Raw genomic sequence first — 18,425 nt, 5'->3', positions numbered from 1 at the left:
CAATGTCAGATTCTATTGCGATTGTCGGAACCGGTATGGCAGGCGCACGCCTCGCCGAGGCGCTGGTAAATAGCGGTTTTTCCGGGTCAATCACCATGATTGGTGAAGAACCGGTCAAGGCCTATAACCGCGTCCAGTTATCCTCGTTACTCACCGGCGACAAGACCCTGAATTGTCTGCCATTGCTCAGCGATGACTGGTATCGCGTCAACAATATTCGTTTGCGTTGCGGCGACCCGCTGATTCAGCTGGATACCGGCAATCTGACCATAACCACCGCTTCAGGGTGGCAGACACAATTTTCCCGTATTGTGATTGCCACCGGCTCGAGACCCGTTGTGCCATCAATTCAGGGAAACAACCTGCCCGGTGTCATGTCCTTTCGCACCCTTGATGATGTCGCTCTCATGCAGGAATTCGCCCGGCAGGGTCAGCATGCCGTAGTAGTTGGCGGTGGGCTGCTGGGACTCGAAGCTGCCTATGGCCTGAATCATCTCGGCCTGGATGTCACCGTGGTGCACAACAGCGACAACCTGATGAACCGGCAACTCGATGCAACCGCCGCTGCCATGCTGAAAAAAAGCCTTGAAGATCGCGGTATCTCTGTCCTCACGGGGGTAAGAACCAAAGCCGTTACCGGCAGCGAACGGGCAGACGGCCTGATGCTGGATAACGGAGACTGGTTACCGGGCGAGCTGGTGATCTTTGCTACCGGTATCTCACCCAATGTGCAGGCATTCAGGGACAGCGATCTGAAAATCAACCGTGGCATCGTCGTCGACGACCAGATGCATACGTCTATCAAACATATCTATGCCCTCGGTGAGTGTTCGGAACACAACAACACCACCGTGGGTATTGTTGCGCCGATCTGGGAACAGGCAAAAGTCCTCGCCGAAACCCTGCTGGGCAACGCCGCCTGTTATCGCCCCAGAGAACACTCTACCCAGCTCAAGGTATCGGGGATTGATGTGTTTTCGGCGGGACGTCTAAACACGGGAAGCCGTGAACGCAATATTGTGATCAGCGACCCGTCTGCCGGTATTTATCGACGTCTGGTGATTGAGAATGACCGCTTGCAGGCTGCCCTGCTGTTTGGTGACAAAAGTCTGTGCAGCCATTACGAGACCCTGATCAGCGGCGGGCAGCCACTGGGCACCAATGCAAATCAATTGATGTTCAGTGACCTGGCCGGTCAGGACATCGTACGCGAAATGAAATAAGCAATAGCAGGTAACAGGACATGTTGAAAATTGTCGTTATAGGAAATGGAATGGTGGGCCACCACTACGTGGAACAACTGGCCGGATCCGGCGTTACCGCCAAAATCACCGTGCTCGGGGCTGAACCCCGCCCCGCTTACGACCGGGTTCACCTGTCGGAATACTTCGCAGGCCGGAAACCGGAAGAGCTGGCACTGACTACCCGCGAGCATTACAAATCCATCGGCGTGGATGCCTACTTCGGCGATGCCGTGGCAACCATTGACCGGGAAGCCAAAACAGTCACCACCGAGGGTGGCCGCAGCTTCCGTTACGACAAACTGGTACTGGCCACCGGCTCCTACCCCTTTGTACCGCCGATTCCCGGGGCCGACCTGCCCGACTGTCTGGTGTATCGCACCATCGACGATCTCGGCATGATTCAGGCCAGAAGCAAGAAGGCCAAAGTCGGCGTCGTGGTCGGCGGTGGCCTGCTGGGTCTGGAGGCGGCCAATGCCCTCCAGAATCTCGGCCTGAAAACCCACGTAGTGGAATTTGCCCCCGGCCTGATGGGTGTGCAGCTCGACAATGGCGGGAGTGCCATGCTGCGCCGCAAAATCGAAGCACTGGACGTTCAGGTACACACCAATAAAGCGACCCAGACCATTTCAGCAACCGGTGGCAAGGACACCCGCCTGGTGATGAACTTTGCCGATGGCGAAACCCTGGCCACCGATGTGATCGTGTTCTCCGCCGGAATTCGCCCCTCGGACCAGCTGGCCAGAGATTGCGGCCTGGAGGTGGGACCGCGCGGCGGTATCACCATCGACTACCACTGTCGCACCAGTGATTCCGACATTTTTGCGATCGGTGAATGTGCCCTGTATGGCGGCATGATTTTCGGTCTGGTGGCCCCCGGCTACCGCATGGCAGAAGTGGCTGTCAGTCAGTTGACCGGCGAACACAGTGCTTTTCAGGGCGCCGACATGAGCACCAAGCTGAAACTGCTGGGTGTCGACGTGGGTTCCATCGGCGATTCCCACGGTAAAACTCCGGGTGCCATCGCCTATACCTTCAGTGACGAACGCGAGGAAGTCTACAAACGCCTGATTGTCAGCGCAGACGGCAAGAGCGCTCTGGGCGCAGTACTGGTGGGCGACTGCTCAGACTACGACACCCTGTTGCAGTATTACCTCAACGGCATCGAACTGCCCGCCAACCCAGAAACCATGATTCTGCCCGCCAGCGAGGGTGGCGCACCACTGCTCGGCGCGGCGGCCCTGCCCGCCACGGCGACGATCTGCTCCTGCCACAATGTCAGCAAGGGCGACATCATCAGCGCCATCGACGGCGGTTGCTGCTCGCTGGCGGATGTGAAGTCCTGCACCGCAGCCAGCACCGGCTGTGGCGGCTGTGCCGCGCTGCTGAAAAATATTGTGGATGACGAAATGGCGGCCCGGGGCATGGAGGTGAACAAGTCCATCTGCGAGCACTTCCAGTTCACCCGCCAGGAGCTGTTCCACATTATTAAAGTGGAATCCATCAAATCCTTCGAGGATCTCATCAAGCACCACGGCAGCGGTCGCGGCTGCGAGATCTGCAAACCGACGGTCGCCTCCATCCTCGCTTCCCTCTGGAATGACTATATTCTCGAAGAGAAGCATGTGGGCCTGCAGGACACCAACGACACCTTTCTGGCCAATATGCAGAAAAACGGCACCTATTCCGTGGTGCCGCGGGTGCCGGGCGGCGAAATTACCCCGGAGAAACTGATTGTGCTCGGCAAGGTGGGCAAAAAATACAACCTCTACACCAAGATTACCGGCGGGCAGCGGATCGACCTGTTTGGCGCCAGAGTAGATCAGTTGCCGGACATCTGGAAAGAACTGATCGACGCCGGCTTTGAAACCGGTCACGCCTACGGCAAGGCCCTGCGCACCGTCAAATCCTGTGTCGGCAGCACCTGGTGCCGCTACGGGGTACAGGACAGCGTCAGCATGGCGATCTACATCGAGGACCGCTACAAGGGTCTGCGTTCCCCCCACAAGATCAAGTCGGCAGTTTCCGGCTGTACCCGGGAATGTGCCGAGGCGCAATCCAAGGACTTCGGGGTAATTGCCACCGAGCACGGCTGGAACCTCTACCTGTGCGGCAATGGCGGCATGAAACCTCGCCACGCCGATCTGTTCGCCACCGACCTGGATGACGAAACTCTGATCAAGTACATCGACCGCTTCCTGATGTTCTATGTACGCACCGCCGACCGTCTGCAGCGTACCTCGGTGTGGCTGGACAATCTGGAGGGTGGTCTCGACTATCTGAAGGAGGTGGTCATCGACGACCGGCTGGGTATCTGTGCCGAACTGGAGGAACAGATGATCAGCATTGTCGGCACTTACCAGTGCGAGTGGAAAACCACCATTGAAGACCCGGAAAAACTCAAACGCTTCCGCCAGTTCGTCAACGCTGATGCGGCGGATGAACGGGTTGTGTTCGTGCAGGAGCGTGGCCAACCGCGGCCGGCCACCGAAGAGGAAACCGACCAACTGTTGGCCAAATCGGCGTAATGAGGCTTTATTGATGAATACCGCAGAAAACAGAGTTTCTGAACACCCGCTGGTGATCTGCCAACACGAAGACCTGATACCAAATTCCGGCATCTGTGCACTGATCGACGGCCAGCAGGTGGCCGTTTTTTACCTGCCCGATGAAGCGCCTCAGGTCTATGCCATTGGCAACTGGGATCCCATCGGCAAGGCCAACGTGCTGTCCAGGGGCGTGGTTGGCGATGTACAGGGCAGACTGGTGGTCGCTTCACCGCTCTACAAACAGCACTATGATCTGACCACTGGCCAGTGCCTGGAAAACGAAGCCGTGACGGTGCCCACCTACACCGTTGAACTGGTGGACAGTCAAGTGGTGTTCACCCCCTAGGTGATGCTCGGAACCGGCAGATTTTCATGAGTGCATCCACCTCCAACCTGGAAACCACCTGCCCCTACTGCGGGGTTGGTTGTGGTGTTTCTGCAAAGTTACAGGACGACAGTATCATCGCCGTATCCGGCGACAAAACCCACCCCGCCAATTACGGCGCCCTCTGTGTAAAAGGTTCAGCGCTCCACGAAACCATGGGCGACCACGGCCGGCTGCTCTACCCGTCTGTCAACGGTCAGCGGGTCGACTGGGACACCGCCCTCGATACAGTGGCAGAGCGACTGAACGAGGTTCGCGAGGAACACGGCCCCGACGCCATCGCCTTTTACCTGTCCGGACAATTGCTCACCGAGGACTACTACGTGGCCAACAAGCTGGCCAAGGGCTTTCTGGGCACTGGCAATGTGGATACCAATTCCCGGCTCTGTATGTCATCTGCCGTCGCCAGCTATAAGCGGGCTTTTGGTGCCGATGCAGTGCCCTGCAGTTACGAAGACCTGGATCACTGCGATCTGCTGATTCTGGTTGGCTCCAACGCTGCCTGGACCCACCCGGTACTCTATCGCCGGATGGCCGCTGCCAAAAAACGAAATCCCACCATGCGGGTGGTGGTTATCGACCCACGCCGCACAGCCAGCTGTGATCTCGCCGACCTCCATTTGCCGATCAACCCCGGTGCCGATGGCTATTTATTTGCCGGTTTACTGGCGTGGTTACAGCAAACGGGGGCCAGCCGTTCTGAGTATATAGCGCAGCACACCGAAGGCTATAGGGAGGCACTGGAAGCCGCCAATGCCATCTCTTTTGCAGAAACGGCCCGTCTGGTCGGGCTTGAGACGGACGTACTGGAAACCTTTTACCAATGGTTCGCCGAAACGGATAAAACCATCACCTTCTACTCACAGGGGATCAACCAATCCTCTTCCGGCACTGACAAGGGCAATGCCATTATCAATTGCCACCTTGCCACCGGAAGAATCGGCAAGGTCGGCGCAGGCCCGTTCTCGATTACCGGTCAGCCCAATGCCATGGGTGGACGGGAAGTGGGCGGTCTGGCCAACCAGCTGGCTGCCCATATGGACTACAACCCCGGGGACTTGCGAACCGTGGCCGACTTTTGGGCTACCGACCAACTCTGCCAGCAGCCGGGCATGAAAGCAGTGGACCTGTTTGATGCCGTCGCCGACGGCAGGATCAAGGCAATCTGGATTATGGCGACCAATCCGGTGGTCAGCATGCCGGATGCCAATCGTGTCAGAGAGGCTCTGCAGCGCTGTGAAACCGTGATTGTCTCCGACTGCGTGGCAGCCACAGACACGACCGCCACCGCTGATATTTTGCTGCCAGCTACCGGTTGGGGGGAGAAAAACGGCACCGTCACAAACTCCGAGCGCCGCATCTCAAGACAGCGAGCACTGATAAAACCCGTGGGTGAAGCAAAGGACGACTGGTGGATCATGACCCAGGTCGCACAAAGGCTGGGGTTCTCGGAAGCGTTTCCCTATCAATCTGCCCGGGATGTGTTTGTTGAACATGCGGCACTAAGTGGCTTCAAAAACAACGGCAAGCGCATTTTCAATATCAGCGGCCTCAGCGAACTGTCTGAACAACAATACAATGATCTCTCACCCATCCAATGGCCCGTCACGGCTGAATCTCCCGCGGGAACAGCGCGCCTGTTCACTGAGGGCGGGTTCGTGACGGCATCCGGTAAAGCCCGGTTTATTGCCATTGCGCCCCGCCTGCCGGTTCAGTCCCTCAATGCTGCCTACCCGTACGCGCTCAATACCGGAAGAATCCGTGACCAGTGGCACACCATGACGCGCACCGCCCGCGCCCAACGATTGCTCAATCATATCGATGCGCCCTTTGTCCTGGTGCACCCCGAAACAGCCCATACAAATGAACTTCACGATGGAGATCTGGCAGAGGTGCGCACCGCACATGGAGCCGTCCGGGTCGGCGTGATGCTGGATGAAGGCATGGGGAAAAATCAGCTGTTTATGCCGATTCACTGGAATGACCAATTCGCCCGCCAGGCTCGCGTTTGCTCAGTGATTGCGCCATTGACCGACCCGGTGTCCGGGCAACCCGAATTCAAATTTACCCCCGCCGCACTGAAAAAAGTGGCGACACCGGTTTGGGCAATGGTGGTCAGCAGGGAGCCCCTGGAATGCGACGAATTCATCGATTGGTCAATGACGCCACTGACAGATAACAAGGGCTATTGCTACCGATTTGCTGCCACCGAGGGTTTCGACTGGCAAGCCTTTATCAGCCAGCAGGGCTTCACCGGCAACTGCGCCCAGTACGCCGATACCGAACATAGGGACGAGCGTTTTATCTGCTACGAGGGCGCATTGGTACAAATGGCCATCTTCAGTCATCACAGTCTGACACTGATGCCGGCAACAAGCTGGTTACAGGGATTACTCAGTCGGGAGATAACGTCCTCCCCGTGGCAATTGCTGGCGGGGATCGACATGAACCAGCCCGACCGGGGCAAATTGATATGCGCCTGCTTTGAGGTCGGCGAAAAACAGATCCTGGCAGCCATTGTCGATGGGGCAAATTCCACAAAGGCACTGGGAGAACAACTTAACTGCGGTACCAACTGTGGCTCCTGCATACCGGAGCTTAACAAACTGATTAACGAGACCCTGAACGTCGATGCCGCATAGATAACAGGGCAAAGCACTTATGACACGACTGGTCCCCGGCTACAATCTGAGCATGGTCGCTTCTCCAGATGCTCGGGTGGTAGTTGGGGATTTATTTTTCGTCAAAAAAACACGCCCGGCTCGCGAATCTGCGCCGGATTTTATGGATAGTCATGTTTGAAAATAAACTGGTGGCTTCCCCTGCCAGCCACACCCCGGCACACGATGTCACTGCTACCGTTGCTCCCTTCCGGGCCTGGCGGGGTTCACAGCTGATCATTGCGAGGGGACCGGCAGAGGTCACCATAAAGAATCGGAGTCTTGTACAGAACTCCCGAAGGGTGGGCATTATGGTCCTTCGGAACCGCTATTTCAACCACGATCGGGGGCTGGCACTCAATGCCGTCCTTGCCTAACATAGCCTGTCTCCTATCACGCTATTGAGCAATCTATGCCGTTCCTGAAAATGGTCTCTGCCAGCCTCCTGCTCAGCCTGTTGGTAGTGGCCTGCAGTCAGGGGGAGAGCAACACCACCAGTGGCAACCGACAGGGAATACTCCACCTCGGCAATGGCACTGATCCCCAGGAGCTGGACCCGCATATTGTCACGGGGGTTCCCGAACACAATATCCTCACGGCCCTCCTTGAAGGACTTGTACTGAAAGATCCCTCAACACTGGAACCTGTTCCCGGTGTGGCGACCCATTGGGACATAAGCGCCGATGGCAAGCGTTATACATTTCAGCTGCGCGATGACGCGCGCTGGTCAAACGGGGACCCTGTCACAGCCGGGGATTTCGCCTGGTCCTGGTGGCGGGCATTACAGCCCTCGCTCGGCAATCAATACGCTTATATGCTGTTTGCCATCAAAAATGCGGAGGCGTATTTTAGACAGGAGCTGAGTGATTTTTCTGCCGTAGGCATCAATGTTGTCGACGATCATACACTGGAGGTTGAGCTTGCCAACCCAACGCCCTACTTCCTGCAATTGCTCGATCACTACAGTTACTTCCCACTGCACCGCGCCACCATTGAAAAATTTGGCCCGCCCGACCAACGCGGCAGCCTCTGGACCAGGCCCGGCAACTTTGTCGGCAATGGCCCCTTCTCCCTGACCGGATGGCAACTGTTCAAGCGTGTGGTGGTGGAAAAGAATCCCCACTATTGGGATGCTGAAAACGTGTCGCTCAATGCCATCCACTTCTACCCCACGGAAAACATCACCACCGAGGAGCGGATGTTTCGCTCCGGGCAACTGCACCGCACCGCCACCGTGCCGATCGATAAACTGGCGGTCTATCGGCGGGATCATCCAGGGCTGCTGCACACCCATCCGTATCTGGGCAATTATTTCTATCGCATCAATACCCAGGTGCCACACCTCAGCGACAAACGGGTTCGCCGGGCGCTGGCCATGAGTATCGACAGGGAAGCGATTGTCCGGCAGGTGACGAAGGGCGATGAGCTGCCGGCCTACACCTTTACGCCGCCGGATACGCTGGGCTACACCGCCCCCGATGGCTTTGCCTATGACCCGGCACGGGCGCGGGTACTGCTGGCGGAAGCGGGTTACCCCGGTGGCGAAGGTTTTCCGGTTACCGAGTTACTGTTCAACACTTCAGAGGGACACCATAAAATTGCCGTGGCTATCCAACAGATGTGGTACAAGGAGCTGGGTATCAAGGTGAGTCTCCACAATCAGGACTGGAAAGTGTTTCTGAACTCGGTGGACAGTGGAAACTATGGTATTGCCCGCGCCGGCTGGATTGGCGATTACGTGGACCCCAACACCTTTCTCGATATGTGGATAACCGACGGTGGCAATAACCGCACCGGCTGGTCCAGTGCCCGCTTCGACCAGCTGATACTGGAGGAGGCGCCGAGGACAGAGACGCGCGAGGAACGCTATCGACTGATGCGTGAGGCGGAAGCGCTGTTACTGGAGGATATGCCGATTATTCCGATTCACATCTATACCAGCAAAAGTCTGGTGCATCCTGCACTTAAAGGGCTTGAGCCGAATATCCTCGACTACACCCTGTACAAAAACCTGTCTCTCGATAAGAAGCCGGCTGCAGAGTTGCCACACTGATGTTGCGCTTTATTCTGAGTCGGTTATTACAGGCCATTCCGGTATTACTGGTGGTTATCACTGCCACTTTCCTGTTGGTGAGATGTGCACCGGGCGGCCCGTTCAGCGCGGAAAAGGCAGTGCCGCCGGAAGTGGTCAGGGCGCTGGAGGCTCAGTACCGGCTCGACCAACCCGTCTGGCAACAATACTTGAGCTACCTGGGCGATCTCGCCCAGGGGGAATTTGGGCCCTCCTTCCGCTATCCGGGGCGAACTGTCAACGAGTTGATTGCCGGGGGGTTGCCCATCACTGCCGAACTGGCATTTTATGCCATGTTGGTGGCTATCCTGATCGGCGTCTGTGCCGGGGTGATAGCGGCACTGCGACCCAATACCCCCCAGGATTACCTGCCCATGTCGGCGGCCATGCTGGGTATCTGCATGCCCTCTTTTCTGATGGGGCCGTTGCTGGTGCTGATCTTTGGCATCTGGCTGGAATGGCTGCCGGTATCCGGTTGGGGGGAGCTCGCCGGTGACAAGCTATTGCCGGCGATTACCCTCGGTACCGGTTACGCCGCCTATATTGCCAGACTGAGTCGCGGCGGCATGCTGGAGGTCATGTCCCAGGACTATATTCGCACCGCCCGGGCCAAAGGTCTGCCAGAACGGGTGGTGGTACTGAAACATGCCCTGCGCGGCGGACTGATACCCGTGGTGGCCTTTCTCGGCCCGGCGTTTGCGGGACTGCTGAGCGGTTCCTTTGTGGTCGAAACCATCTTCCAGATCCCCGGGCTCGGTCGGTTTTATGTGCAGGCGGCCTTCAACCGTGACTACACCATGATTCTCGGCACAACGGTCTTTTTCGCGGCGCTTATCGTCCTGTTTAATCTGTTATCCGATATTGTTGCCGTGTGGATCAATCCAAAATTGCGCCACCAACTGAGCAGGTCCCGCTGATGGTAAATCCCATACCAGCAGCATCGGCTTCGGAAAAAGGGACGTCGCTCTGGCGCGATGGCTGGGTGCGGCTGCGCAAAAATCATCTGGCCCTGTTTGGCCTCGCTGTCATAGCCTTCTTCTGTGTCATCGCACTGCTGACACCCTGGATAGCCCCCTACGGCTACGAGCAGCAGAACCTGCAACTGGGGGCCTCACCGCCGTCGGCAGCACACTGGCTGGGCACGGATATCTTTGGCCGGGATATGCTGACCCGCATTATGTACGGCAGTCGCGTCTCTCTACTGGTGGGCTTTGTTGCCACTGGCGTGGCGCTGGTCATCGGCGTGCTCTGGGGTACCGTGGCCGGCTATGCCGGAGGCCGCGTCGATGCTGTGATGATGCGGTTGGTAGATATTCTCTATGCCCTGCCCTTTATGATTTTCATTGTGCTGCTTATGGTGGTATTCGGCCGCAATATTCTGTTGCTGTTCCTGGCGATTGGTGCGGTGGAATGGCTCACCATGGCGCGCATAGTCCGGGGGCAGGTACAGAATCTTCGCCATCAGGAATTTATTGAGGCGGCTTTTTCGATGGGCCTGTCCCGCTGGATCATCATTCGCCGACACCTGATCCCGAATACACTGGGCCCGGTCATTGTCTACACCACCCTGACCATTCCCAATGTGATGCTGCTGGAAGCCTTCCTCAGTTTTCTCGGGCTGGGCATCCAACCACCCCAGAGCTCCTGGGGATTACTGATTTCCCACGGTGTCGAGAGCATGGAGGAATACCCCTGGCTGTTGATATTCCCGGGGCTGGCATTATCCATCACCCTCTTCGCACTCAACTTCCTCGGTGATGGCCTGCGGGATGCCCTGGACCCCAAAGCATCAAAGGATTAGCAGAGCAGAAAACAGTTAAATTGATTTATCAATATAAACCTGCAACTTTATGATTTATAAAATAATATGACACTTTTAAATGTTGATAACCTGAACGTCCATTTCCACACCCGTGCGGGGGTAATGAAGGCTGTGGACGGTGTCAGTTTTTCCGTGGATCAAGGGGAAATACTGGCCATCGTGGGTGAATCCGGCTCAGGCAAATCAGTGACCTGTTACAGCCTGCTGAACTTGATACCCCAACCACCGGGAAAAATTGAGTCGGGGATTGCACTGTTTGAAGGCCGTGACTTGCTGAGCATGCAACCGGACACTCTGCGCCGGATCAGAGGCAACGAAATCGGAATCATTTTTCAGGATCCCATGACATCGCTAAACCCCTACCTGACTGTGGGCGAACAGCTGATTGAACCACTCTTATACCATCGAAACCTGAACCGTCAGCAGGCCCTGAAACGCGCTGTAACGATGCTCGATGAAGTGGGTATTGCCGACCCAGAAACGCGTATTCACAGCTACCCGCACGAATTCTCGGGAGGGATGCGCCAACGGGTAATGATCGCGATGGCGATGATTGCCGAACCGAAACTGCTGATCTGTGATGAACCGACCACCGCGCTCGATGTGACCATACAGGCCCAGATCCTCTCCCTGATCAAGGCACTGCAAAAGCGGCGCAATATCGCCGTCATTTTTATCAGCCACGACCTGGCTGTCGTGGCCGGTCTGGCGGACCGGGTGGCCGTGATGAAGGAAGGCAGAATCGTTGAGACAGGGCCGGTCAACGATATTTTCCAGAAACCCCGTTCAGGCTATACCAGGACATTACTGGCATCGATTCCGTCGGGCAGCAAACCCCATCCGTCTCAGCCCAGCGATCAACCATTGCTGCTGATTGACCGCTTGACCACCTGTTTCGCGGATAACAGCGGAGGATGGCTCAGCCGACAGAAAGCGGACAAAAAAGCTGTAAACGAGGTATCCCTGACTATTCAGCGCGGCGAGATTCTCGGGCTGGTGGGTGAGTCCGGTTCCGGCAAATCGACACTGGGCAGATCCATATTGCAGCTGGTGCCGGTGACCAGCGGCACTGTGATATTTGATGGCACGGATCTGGTGGGCCTCCGGCAGAAACGAATGACTCCACTGCGCCGCCGGATGCAGATGATTTTTCAGGACCCCTACGCATCCCTTAACCCTCGCATGACCGTCTTTGACTGCCTCGCAGAACCGCTGCTCTACCACGGCCTGGCAACCCGAAAAACGGTAACGGCACAGGTATTGGCACTGATGGACGATGTGGGACTGGCCAGAGCGGCAATTCGCAAATACCCCCACGAGTTTTCAGGGGGCCAACGACAGCGCATCGCGATTGGCCGGGCCATTGCCACCAAACCGGAACTGATTATCGCCGATGAACCTGTTTCGGCGCTGGACGTGACGATTCAGGCGCAAATACTGGCCTTGATTCTGGCGCTGGTGGAGAAGCACAACCTGACCATGCTGTTTATTTCCCACGATCTGTCCGTAGTGCGCTATATCGCCGACCGTATCGCCGTGATGCATCACGGCGAACTGGTGGAAATTGCCGAGACCGAGACCCTGTTTGCCAATCCCGGGCACGACTACAGCCGCAAACTGCTATCGGCAATACCTGCACTTTCGACAAACCCTGCACGATCGACAAGGCCCCCTAGGGAACTGGCTTAAACAGCACGCCAATGCACTCTCTAATGCACGCCAAAGGCGTCAGCAATCAGTCCGACAAGTAGTACTCGATAGTAGACACCACCCTGACTTTCATGATGTGAGGATTGTTGGTATCTCTTGGCGAGATACTGAACTGTCCCTGTGACGCGCGCTTGATTTTGCCCAGCTCGCTCTGTGAATCTTCTGCAAATTTTTCCGCCACCTGACGTGCCTCACGGGTGGCCTCCTCGATCATCGCCGGTTTCACCTCGTTTAACCGGGTAAAAAGAAACTCGGGGCGGCTCTGATAGTTCCCCCCGGTAAATACGATACCCTGCTTTCCCAACTCAGAAAGGGAGGCCATCAAAGACCTGACCTGATCCACCCGGGAAGAATAAATAGTCACCGTCTGGTTGGCAGTGAACCGGAATTCAGCGCGGGTACCACTGTCGTATTCCCGGGCTGACTTATCGGTAATTGCCGGCAAAGAGACACTGACCTCGCTGGCCTCCAACCCGCTATCCAGCAGAAACTGGCGGATTTTGCCGCTACTGTCCTCAATTGAGTTGTAAAGCTGCTCCAGATCATTGCTCGCTTCAGCAAACACTATCGGCCAGATAACCACATCTGCAGGATATTCCCGCTCGGAAAGCCCCTTAACATTGACGCTTCGCTCGTATTCCTTGAATTGAATAAGCGCATTGCCCAGTAGGTAACCCAGTGAGGTCAACCCTGCGATCATTGCCACGCCCAGAATCAAGGCACTGAAGCGGGTACCACTCAACATTTTAGTCATACGCTATCTCACTGGTTATCAATCGCCGTTGAAGTATCATTATTCTTTATCGGCAGCCACGGTATCAACCAACAGCGCCCGCTGCTTTCTGGGCCGGTAAATATTGATCAGATTGCCCGCAAGCATCAAGCCCGCCCCCAACAACAGGACCATATCAAAAGCCTCGCGATAAAACAGAATGCCCACTAATCCGATTAACGGCAAACGCAGAAAATCCAGCGTCACGACGATACCCGCATCCGATGTTTTCATGGCTGTGGTTATACAGAAGTGGGCCGTCAGCGCCGTCACCCCGACAATAAAAAGCCACCACCATTGCTCTGGAGCACGCGGCAGGCTCCAATTGGGCAAAGCCAGCACAAGGCTGACCGGCATCTGAACCAGGCACATATAGAACAGAACCGTCAGTGGATGTTCACTGCGGGACAATGATTTGGTGGCCACATACGCACATGAAAAACTTAGCGCCGAGGCCAGTACGACCAACGAGGCCAGCTCAAGTATTTCAATACCCGGCTTGAGAATAACCACCACGCCGGCAATACCCAATGCCACTGCCAGCATGCGCCTCGGTGTCAGCTGTTCGCCCAGGAACACCGCTGCAATGATGGCTACCCAGAAGGGTACTGTGAATTCCAGTGCAAACACCTGGGCCAGCGGCAACAGACCAATACCCAGAAACCAGCCATACTGGCCCCCAAAGTGAAACAGGTTTCTTACAATATGGAGCTTTGGTCGCTGTGTGATGAAGTGTTTCTTGCCGCCAACCCGGTAAATAATGACAGAAATGATGACCAGACCAATCACACTGCGGATAAACAGGGTCTGGAATGTATCGACACTACCGGATAACTCCCGTGCCCCCACCGCCATCAGCGACAGTGACAGCAACGCGCCCATCATCCATAGAACAACCATTAGCTCACCTGATCTGCTTTTCCAGAGTAATCGACCACCCGCCTGACGGGCTGTTTATGTCATCACACAGCAACCGTGAATCACCTCGAATGATCAGTCTCTGTATTGAGTTCAGCTTCAATCGGCTCGTCGGGCATCATTTCCAATGCCGAGGGCGTTGTGCGAACCATGGCAACAAACTGTCCGGCATTTTCCAGTACCTCCACTTGCACCTCGCGAAGTTTGATGACTGTATATAGCGCCAACAGCATCTGCATCAGCGCAAAAAATACCGGCAGCGCGTGGGGACCGAGGGAGTCCATAAGCTGACCGGCCAACGCCGGTCCAAACGCAGCACCAATCCCGTGGATCAACAACAGAGTGCTGCCACCGGGCAAAATATCGTCGTGGTCCAGATGATCCACCAGGTGGGCTACCGCCACCGGATAGATGAAAAATGCCATCCCGCCATAAAGGACTGAAGCAGCCAGAAACAGCCCCATCATATTGGAAAAAAAGGACATCAACAGTGCAGCACTGGCAGCCAGGGCGCTGGCAAATGCCAGCACCCGGCGACGGTCATGGCGGTCAGAATAACGACCCAGTGGGTATTGAAAAATGGCACCGCCGATAATCACGCAACTGATAAAGGTGGCAATGCCACTATTATCAAGGCCCACACGACCGGCATAAAGCGCACCCATGCCCCAGAAAGCTCCCATGGAAAGGCCAGAGAACACGGCGGCCATCAGGGCTACCGGTGCCAGCCCCCACAACCTTTTCAGCTTCATTTTCGGAGCATCAGAGAATACTGGCTGCGCCATCCGCGTCCAGGTAATTGCCGTCACACTGAGGCAGATCAGAATCGCAGACACGGCAAAAAGGGTGAAAGCGGTTGGCGCAGCCAGGTGGAGAAATTGTTGCGCCAGTGCCAGGGCAATCAGTGTCACCATCATATAAATGGCAAAGACCCGGCCCCTGTTCTCGGGGGATGTCTGACCGTTCAACCAGCTCTCAATCACGGTGTAGAGAATAACCAGGCTGGCACCTGTCATGACCCTCAACAGCAGCCAGATGTAGGGATCAAGAAACAGCACATGCAGTAGCGAAAAACAGGCGGTAAATGCCGCACAAAAGGCAAACGTACGAATATGACCGACACGATTGATCAAAGGCAATGCCAGGTGAGTGCCGACAAAAAAACCGAAAAAATAGCCGGACATAATGAAACCCAGCATACTATCCGAATAGCCTTCAACCGTGCCACGCAGGGCCAGTAAAGTATTGAGCAGGCCGCTACCAACCAGCAATAGTGCAATACTGGCCAGCAACGCGCAGATCGGGAAAATCAATCTCAGCATGGCAGGTCCGTTGTTCCTGAAAGGGGCTCGGCAAGGTTAGGGGCAGACCGTGGATGATGCAAATAAATACCCGTAAATCCATCGGATATTTGGCACTATGATAATGTGAAATACCACCTATGCAGGAACAGTGGATGAAACGTTGGCTAATCGGTGTGGAACAACTTCAACAGCACCTTGCAGGCAAGGTGGTCATTTTTGATTGCCGGTTTTCATTGACGGACCCCGGCGAGGGGCTGAGCGCCTATCAACGGGGCCACATTCCCGGCGCTGTTCACCTGGATATGGAAAAAGATTTATCCGGACCCAGGGGGCTACACGGCGGCCGACACCCGTTACCCGATCCGGTGGCGTTCACGAACCGCATGCGCGCATCCGGTGTAACCAGGGACTCGCTGGTGATCGCCTATGATGACAACCGACTGGCAGGTGCCGCCCGCCTGTGGTGGCTTTTGCGCTATTTTGGACACCCTCAGGTGCGCATTCTCGACGGGGGCATCAAGGCATGGCTGGCCGCCGGATTACCGGCGAATACAACCATCCCGAAAAATGCAGTGCCGGGTGATTTTCTCGCCATTGAAAATGCCGCCATGACCGCGACCTGCCCTGATATCAAACAATCCGTCAGGGATAACGCATCTGCACTGATCGACGCTAGGGAAGCCCCGCGCTATCGCGGTGAAGAGGAACCGATCGATCCGATCGCCGGCCATATACCCGGCGCAATCAATGTGCCCTGGCAGCAGTTTGTCGATGTGGATGGCAACATGCTGCCGATCGAACAGCAGCGTCTTGTCTGGCAAAAACTGACATTGTCGCCATCGCCTGTGGTTTATTGTGGCTCGGGAGTAACCGCCTGTGTCGATTTGCTATCACTGGCAATGATCGGGGTCGAGTCTGCAAAACTCTATCCGGGTAGCTGGAGCGACTGGTGTAGTTACCCCGATTCAATTATTGAGACATCACCCCATTCATGATCATTGCGTCGATTCTGTTTATTGCAGGACTTGCAGCATGGTTTATCAGCACCATCGCCGCTGGCGGCGCAGCCATGTTGATGATTCCCCTGGTTGCACTGCTGCTTGGCCCGCAAACCGTGGCACCGGCAATCAGCCTGGGCGCCTTTCTGGCAAACCCTTCCCGCGCCTGGCTGTTCAGGCATAGTGTCGATTGGCAGGTATGCCGCTGGATGATTCCAGGCAGCCTGTGTGGAGCGATACTCGGCGCCTGGACCTTTAGCCAGATTCCGGTTTTCTGGATACAGCTGGCGTTGGCGCTGTTTCTGATCTCAACGGTATTTCAGTACCGTTTTGGCAAATCCAGCCGCTCTTTTGAGATGCGGCGCCAGTGGTTCTTTCCGCTGGGACTCGGCGTTGCCTTCTTGTCCGCACTGGTGGGTGGAACCGGGCCGGTTCAAAATCCCTTTCTACTGAACTATGGCCTGCAGAAAGAGCAGCTTATTGCCACAAAAGCAATCAACTCGCTGGTTCTGCAACTGACCAAACTGCTGGCCTATACCGGCTTCGGCGCCATGACCCCGGAAATTGCCGGTTATGGCCTGATAATTGGGTTGGGTGGTGCCCTGGGTGTATGGTATGCCCGACACCACCTGAAAAAGGTAGATGAGCATCGTTTTCGGGTCTATACGCTCACTCTCATGCCGATCTGTGGTGTGGCGATGCTACTGGATGCCTTTTTCTAGCTGTGAAAGCCTCTGGCGGGCAAGGGAAAACTGGCTGCACAGCAGCCCATCACCTATGCTTTATGAAAATTGTGACTACCGAAGTTCATGAAAACGAGGATTGCAAATGAAAAATCAGGATCAGATTATTGAGCTACTCAATAAAATTATGGAATTTGAGCTCGCCGGTGTGGTTCGTTACAACCACTATGCACTGATGGTTTATGGCTACAACCGCATTCCCATCGTGAGCTGGCTGAGGGAGGAAGCCGATAACAGTCTTGTCCACGCTCAGGCAGCGGGAGAAATGATCACTGCGCTGGGTGGCCATCCGTCACTGGCCATCGGGCCACTGCTTGAAACCCATCGACATGACATCGGCGACATTCTTCGGGAATCAATGGAGCAGGAAGCCCTGGCGAAAGCCCTCTATTACGAACTACTGGCGCTCGTCAAAGACAATTCCGTCATGCTAGAAGAGTATGCCCGGCAAAAAATAGCAGAAGAAGAAATGCACGCGGCAGAAGTTGACAAGATGCTGCGCAAGCCGGGCGATATCAAGTCGTTCAGCAACTGAGTTTCTCTCCGATCATTCCGGCCGATCGAGCCGGAATGAAACGCCCGTTCCCTTGAGACTGCAATAACCGCCGGGATTTTTGATCAGGTATTGCTGATGATAGTCTTCGGCATAATAGAACGGGCAGGACAAACTGATTTCTGTGGTGATCGGAAGGAAATCACGCTGTTGCAATTCACGTTGAAACGCTTCACGTGATTTATCTACCAACTGGTATTGTGTTTCATCGAAGCAATAGATGGCTGAACGGTACTGGGTTCCCCTGTCATTGCCCTGACGCATCCCCTGTGTGGGATCATGGGATACCCAGAACAGCTCAAGCAGTGTTGTCAGGCTGATCACGTCCGGATCAAAAACCACCAGAACCACTTCGGTATGGCCTGTTAATCCCGAGCAGACTTCTTCATAGGTAGGATTTTCGGTGTAACCACCGGCATAGCCCACTGCCGTGCTGTACACACCGGGTTGCATCCAGAAGAGACGCTCAGCCCCCCAGAAACAGCCCATACCGAAAATGATCTTTTGCATACCACCGGGAAAAGGAGCCTTGAGCGGGTGGCCTGTAGCCAGATGCCGGTTGTTAACCACCAGCGGCTCAGCGCGGCCAGGCAGTGCCTGCTCGGGACTGACCATCTGTGCTTTATGGGAATAATCAAACATATCTCGGCTCCTGTGTTCCGCTTGCCACCATGGATCTACTGTCCTAATCTCTGCTGA

15 protein-coding genes and 1 other RNA gene are annotated in these 18,425 nt (G+C 55.6%); 11 read left to right on the top strand and 5 right to left on the bottom strand.

All coding sequences use genetic code 11. The annotated features are described in order from the left end of the window. Positions 1-2: 2 nt before the first annotated feature. The 4 genes from U740_RS08505 to U740_RS08490 are packed head-to-tail and all read left to right on the top strand — an operon-like array spanning position 3 to position 6,817. Positions 3-1,223 carry an NAD(P)/FAD-dependent oxidoreductase gene (locus U740_RS08505; RefSeq protein WP_051921328.1) on the top strand — a complete coding sequence of 407 codons (1,221 nt, stop codon included), beginning with the start codon at positions 3-5 and terminating at the stop codon, positions 1,221-1,223. Between the two features lie 20 nt (positions 1,224-1,243). Continuing rightward, a complete protein-coding gene (gene nirB, locus U740_RS08500) occupies positions 1,244-3,769 on the top strand; it encodes a nitrite reductase large subunit NirB (RefSeq protein WP_036860193.1) in 2,526 nt (841 codons plus the stop codon). Positions 3,770-3,782: 13 nt separating this feature from the next. Continuing rightward, the gene (gene nirD / locus U740_RS08495) at positions 3,783-4,136 is read left to right on the top strand and encodes a nitrite reductase small subunit NirD (RefSeq protein WP_051921326.1); all 354 of its coding nucleotides are present in this window, start codon (positions 3,783-3,785) and stop codon (positions 4,134-4,136) included. Positions 4,137-4,162: 26 nt separating this feature from the next. Beyond that, positions 4,163-6,817, top strand: a complete 2,655-nt coding sequence (locus U740_RS08490) for a nitrate reductase (protein WP_036860192.1) — start codon at positions 4,163-4,165, stop codon at positions 6,815-6,817. Between the two features lie 178 nt (positions 6,818-6,995). On the opposite strand, the gene ffs is transcribed toward U740_RS08490, so the two are convergent. Continuing rightward, an RNA gene (gene ffs / locus U740_RS12040) (signal recognition particle sRNA small type) lies at positions 6,996-7,092 on the bottom strand. Between the two features lie 155 nt (positions 7,093-7,247). Between ffs and U740_RS08480 the strand changes: the two genes are divergently transcribed. The 4 genes from U740_RS08480 (at position 7,248) to U740_RS08465 (ending at position 12,417) form a co-directional block, all read left to right on the top strand. Then, on the top strand, positions 7,248-8,888 hold the full coding sequence (locus U740_RS08480) for a peptide ABC transporter substrate-binding protein (protein WP_051921324.1): 1,641 nt from the start codon (positions 7,248-7,250) through the stop codon (positions 8,886-8,888). Next, positions 8,888-9,823, top strand: a complete 936-nt coding sequence (locus tag U740_RS08475) for an ABC transporter permease (protein WP_036860189.1) — start codon at positions 8,888-8,890, stop codon at positions 9,821-9,823. The genes U740_RS08480 and U740_RS08475 overlap by 1 nt, the downstream gene beginning before the upstream one ends. Next, on the top strand, positions 9,823-10,707 hold the full coding sequence (locus U740_RS08470) for an ABC transporter permease (protein ID WP_036860188.1): 885 nt from the start codon (positions 9,823-9,825) through the stop codon (positions 10,705-10,707). The genes U740_RS08475 and U740_RS08470 overlap by 1 nt, the downstream gene beginning before the upstream one ends. A 66-nt stretch (positions 10,708-10,773) precedes the next feature. Beyond that, positions 10,774-12,417, top strand: coding sequence for an ABC transporter ATP-binding protein (locus U740_RS08465; RefSeq protein ID WP_036860187.1), 1,644 nt, complete (start codon positions 10,774-10,776; stop codon positions 12,415-12,417). Positions 12,418-12,463: 46 nt separating this feature from the next. On the opposite strand, the gene U740_RS08460 is transcribed toward U740_RS08465, so the two are convergent. From U740_RS08460 to U740_RS08450, 3 genes are all read right to left on the bottom strand, one after another. Then, complete coding sequence (locus U740_RS08460) at positions 12,464-13,192, bottom strand: SIMPL domain-containing protein (RefSeq protein ID WP_235189846.1); 729 nt, start codon at positions 13,190-13,192, stop codon at positions 12,464-12,466. A gap of 39 nt (positions 13,193-13,231) precedes the next feature. Further along, the gene (locus U740_RS08455; protein WP_235189845.1) at positions 13,232-14,110 is read right to left on the bottom strand and encodes a DMT family transporter; all 879 of its coding nucleotides are present in this window, start codon (positions 14,108-14,110) and stop codon (positions 13,232-13,234) included. Between the two features lie 80 nt (positions 14,111-14,190). Continuing rightward, positions 14,191-15,450 carry an MFS transporter gene (locus U740_RS08450; protein WP_036860185.1) on the bottom strand — a complete coding sequence of 420 codons (1,260 nt, stop codon included), beginning with the start codon at positions 15,448-15,450 and terminating at the stop codon, positions 14,191-14,193. Between the two features lie 134 nt (positions 15,451-15,584). Here U740_RS08450 and U740_RS08445 point away from each other — a divergent pair, with 134 nt between their 5' ends. The 3 genes from U740_RS08445 to U740_RS08435 all read left to right on the top strand — a co-directional run bounded on the left by U740_RS08445 (position 15,585) and on the right by U740_RS08435 (position 17,708). Then, positions 15,585-16,427: a sulfurtransferase gene (locus U740_RS08445; RefSeq protein WP_051921322.1), complete on the top strand. Its 843-nt coding sequence runs from the start codon at positions 15,585-15,587 to the stop codon at positions 16,425-16,427. Next, positions 16,424-17,152, top strand: a complete 729-nt coding sequence (locus U740_RS08440; RefSeq protein ID WP_036860182.1) for a sulfite exporter TauE/SafE family protein — start codon at positions 16,424-16,426, stop codon at positions 17,150-17,152. Before U740_RS08445 ends, U740_RS08440 begins: the two co-directional genes overlap by 4 nt. 106 nt (positions 17,153-17,258) lie before the next feature. Beyond that, positions 17,259-17,708, top strand: a complete 450-nt coding sequence (locus U740_RS08435; protein WP_036860181.1) for a ferritin-like domain-containing protein — start codon at positions 17,259-17,261, stop codon at positions 17,706-17,708. A 12-nt stretch (positions 17,709-17,720) separates the two neighbouring features. Here U740_RS08435 and msrA read toward each other — a convergent pair whose 3' ends face one another. Continuing rightward, positions 17,721-18,368: a peptide-methionine (S)-S-oxide reductase MsrA gene (msrA, locus tag U740_RS08430; protein ID WP_036860180.1), complete on the bottom strand. Its 648-nt coding sequence runs from the start codon at positions 18,366-18,368 to the stop codon at positions 17,721-17,723. Positions 18,369-18,425 lie beyond the last annotated feature (57 nt).

Origin of the sequence: Porticoccus hydrocarbonoclasticus MCTG13d (genome assembly GCF_000744735.1) — a bacterium.
GTDB classification, from domain to species: Bacteria; Pseudomonadota; Gammaproteobacteria; order Pseudomonadales; family Porticoccaceae; genus Porticoccus; species Porticoccus hydrocarbonoclasticus.
This window is presented reverse-complemented; position numbering and strand designations above follow the sequence as displayed.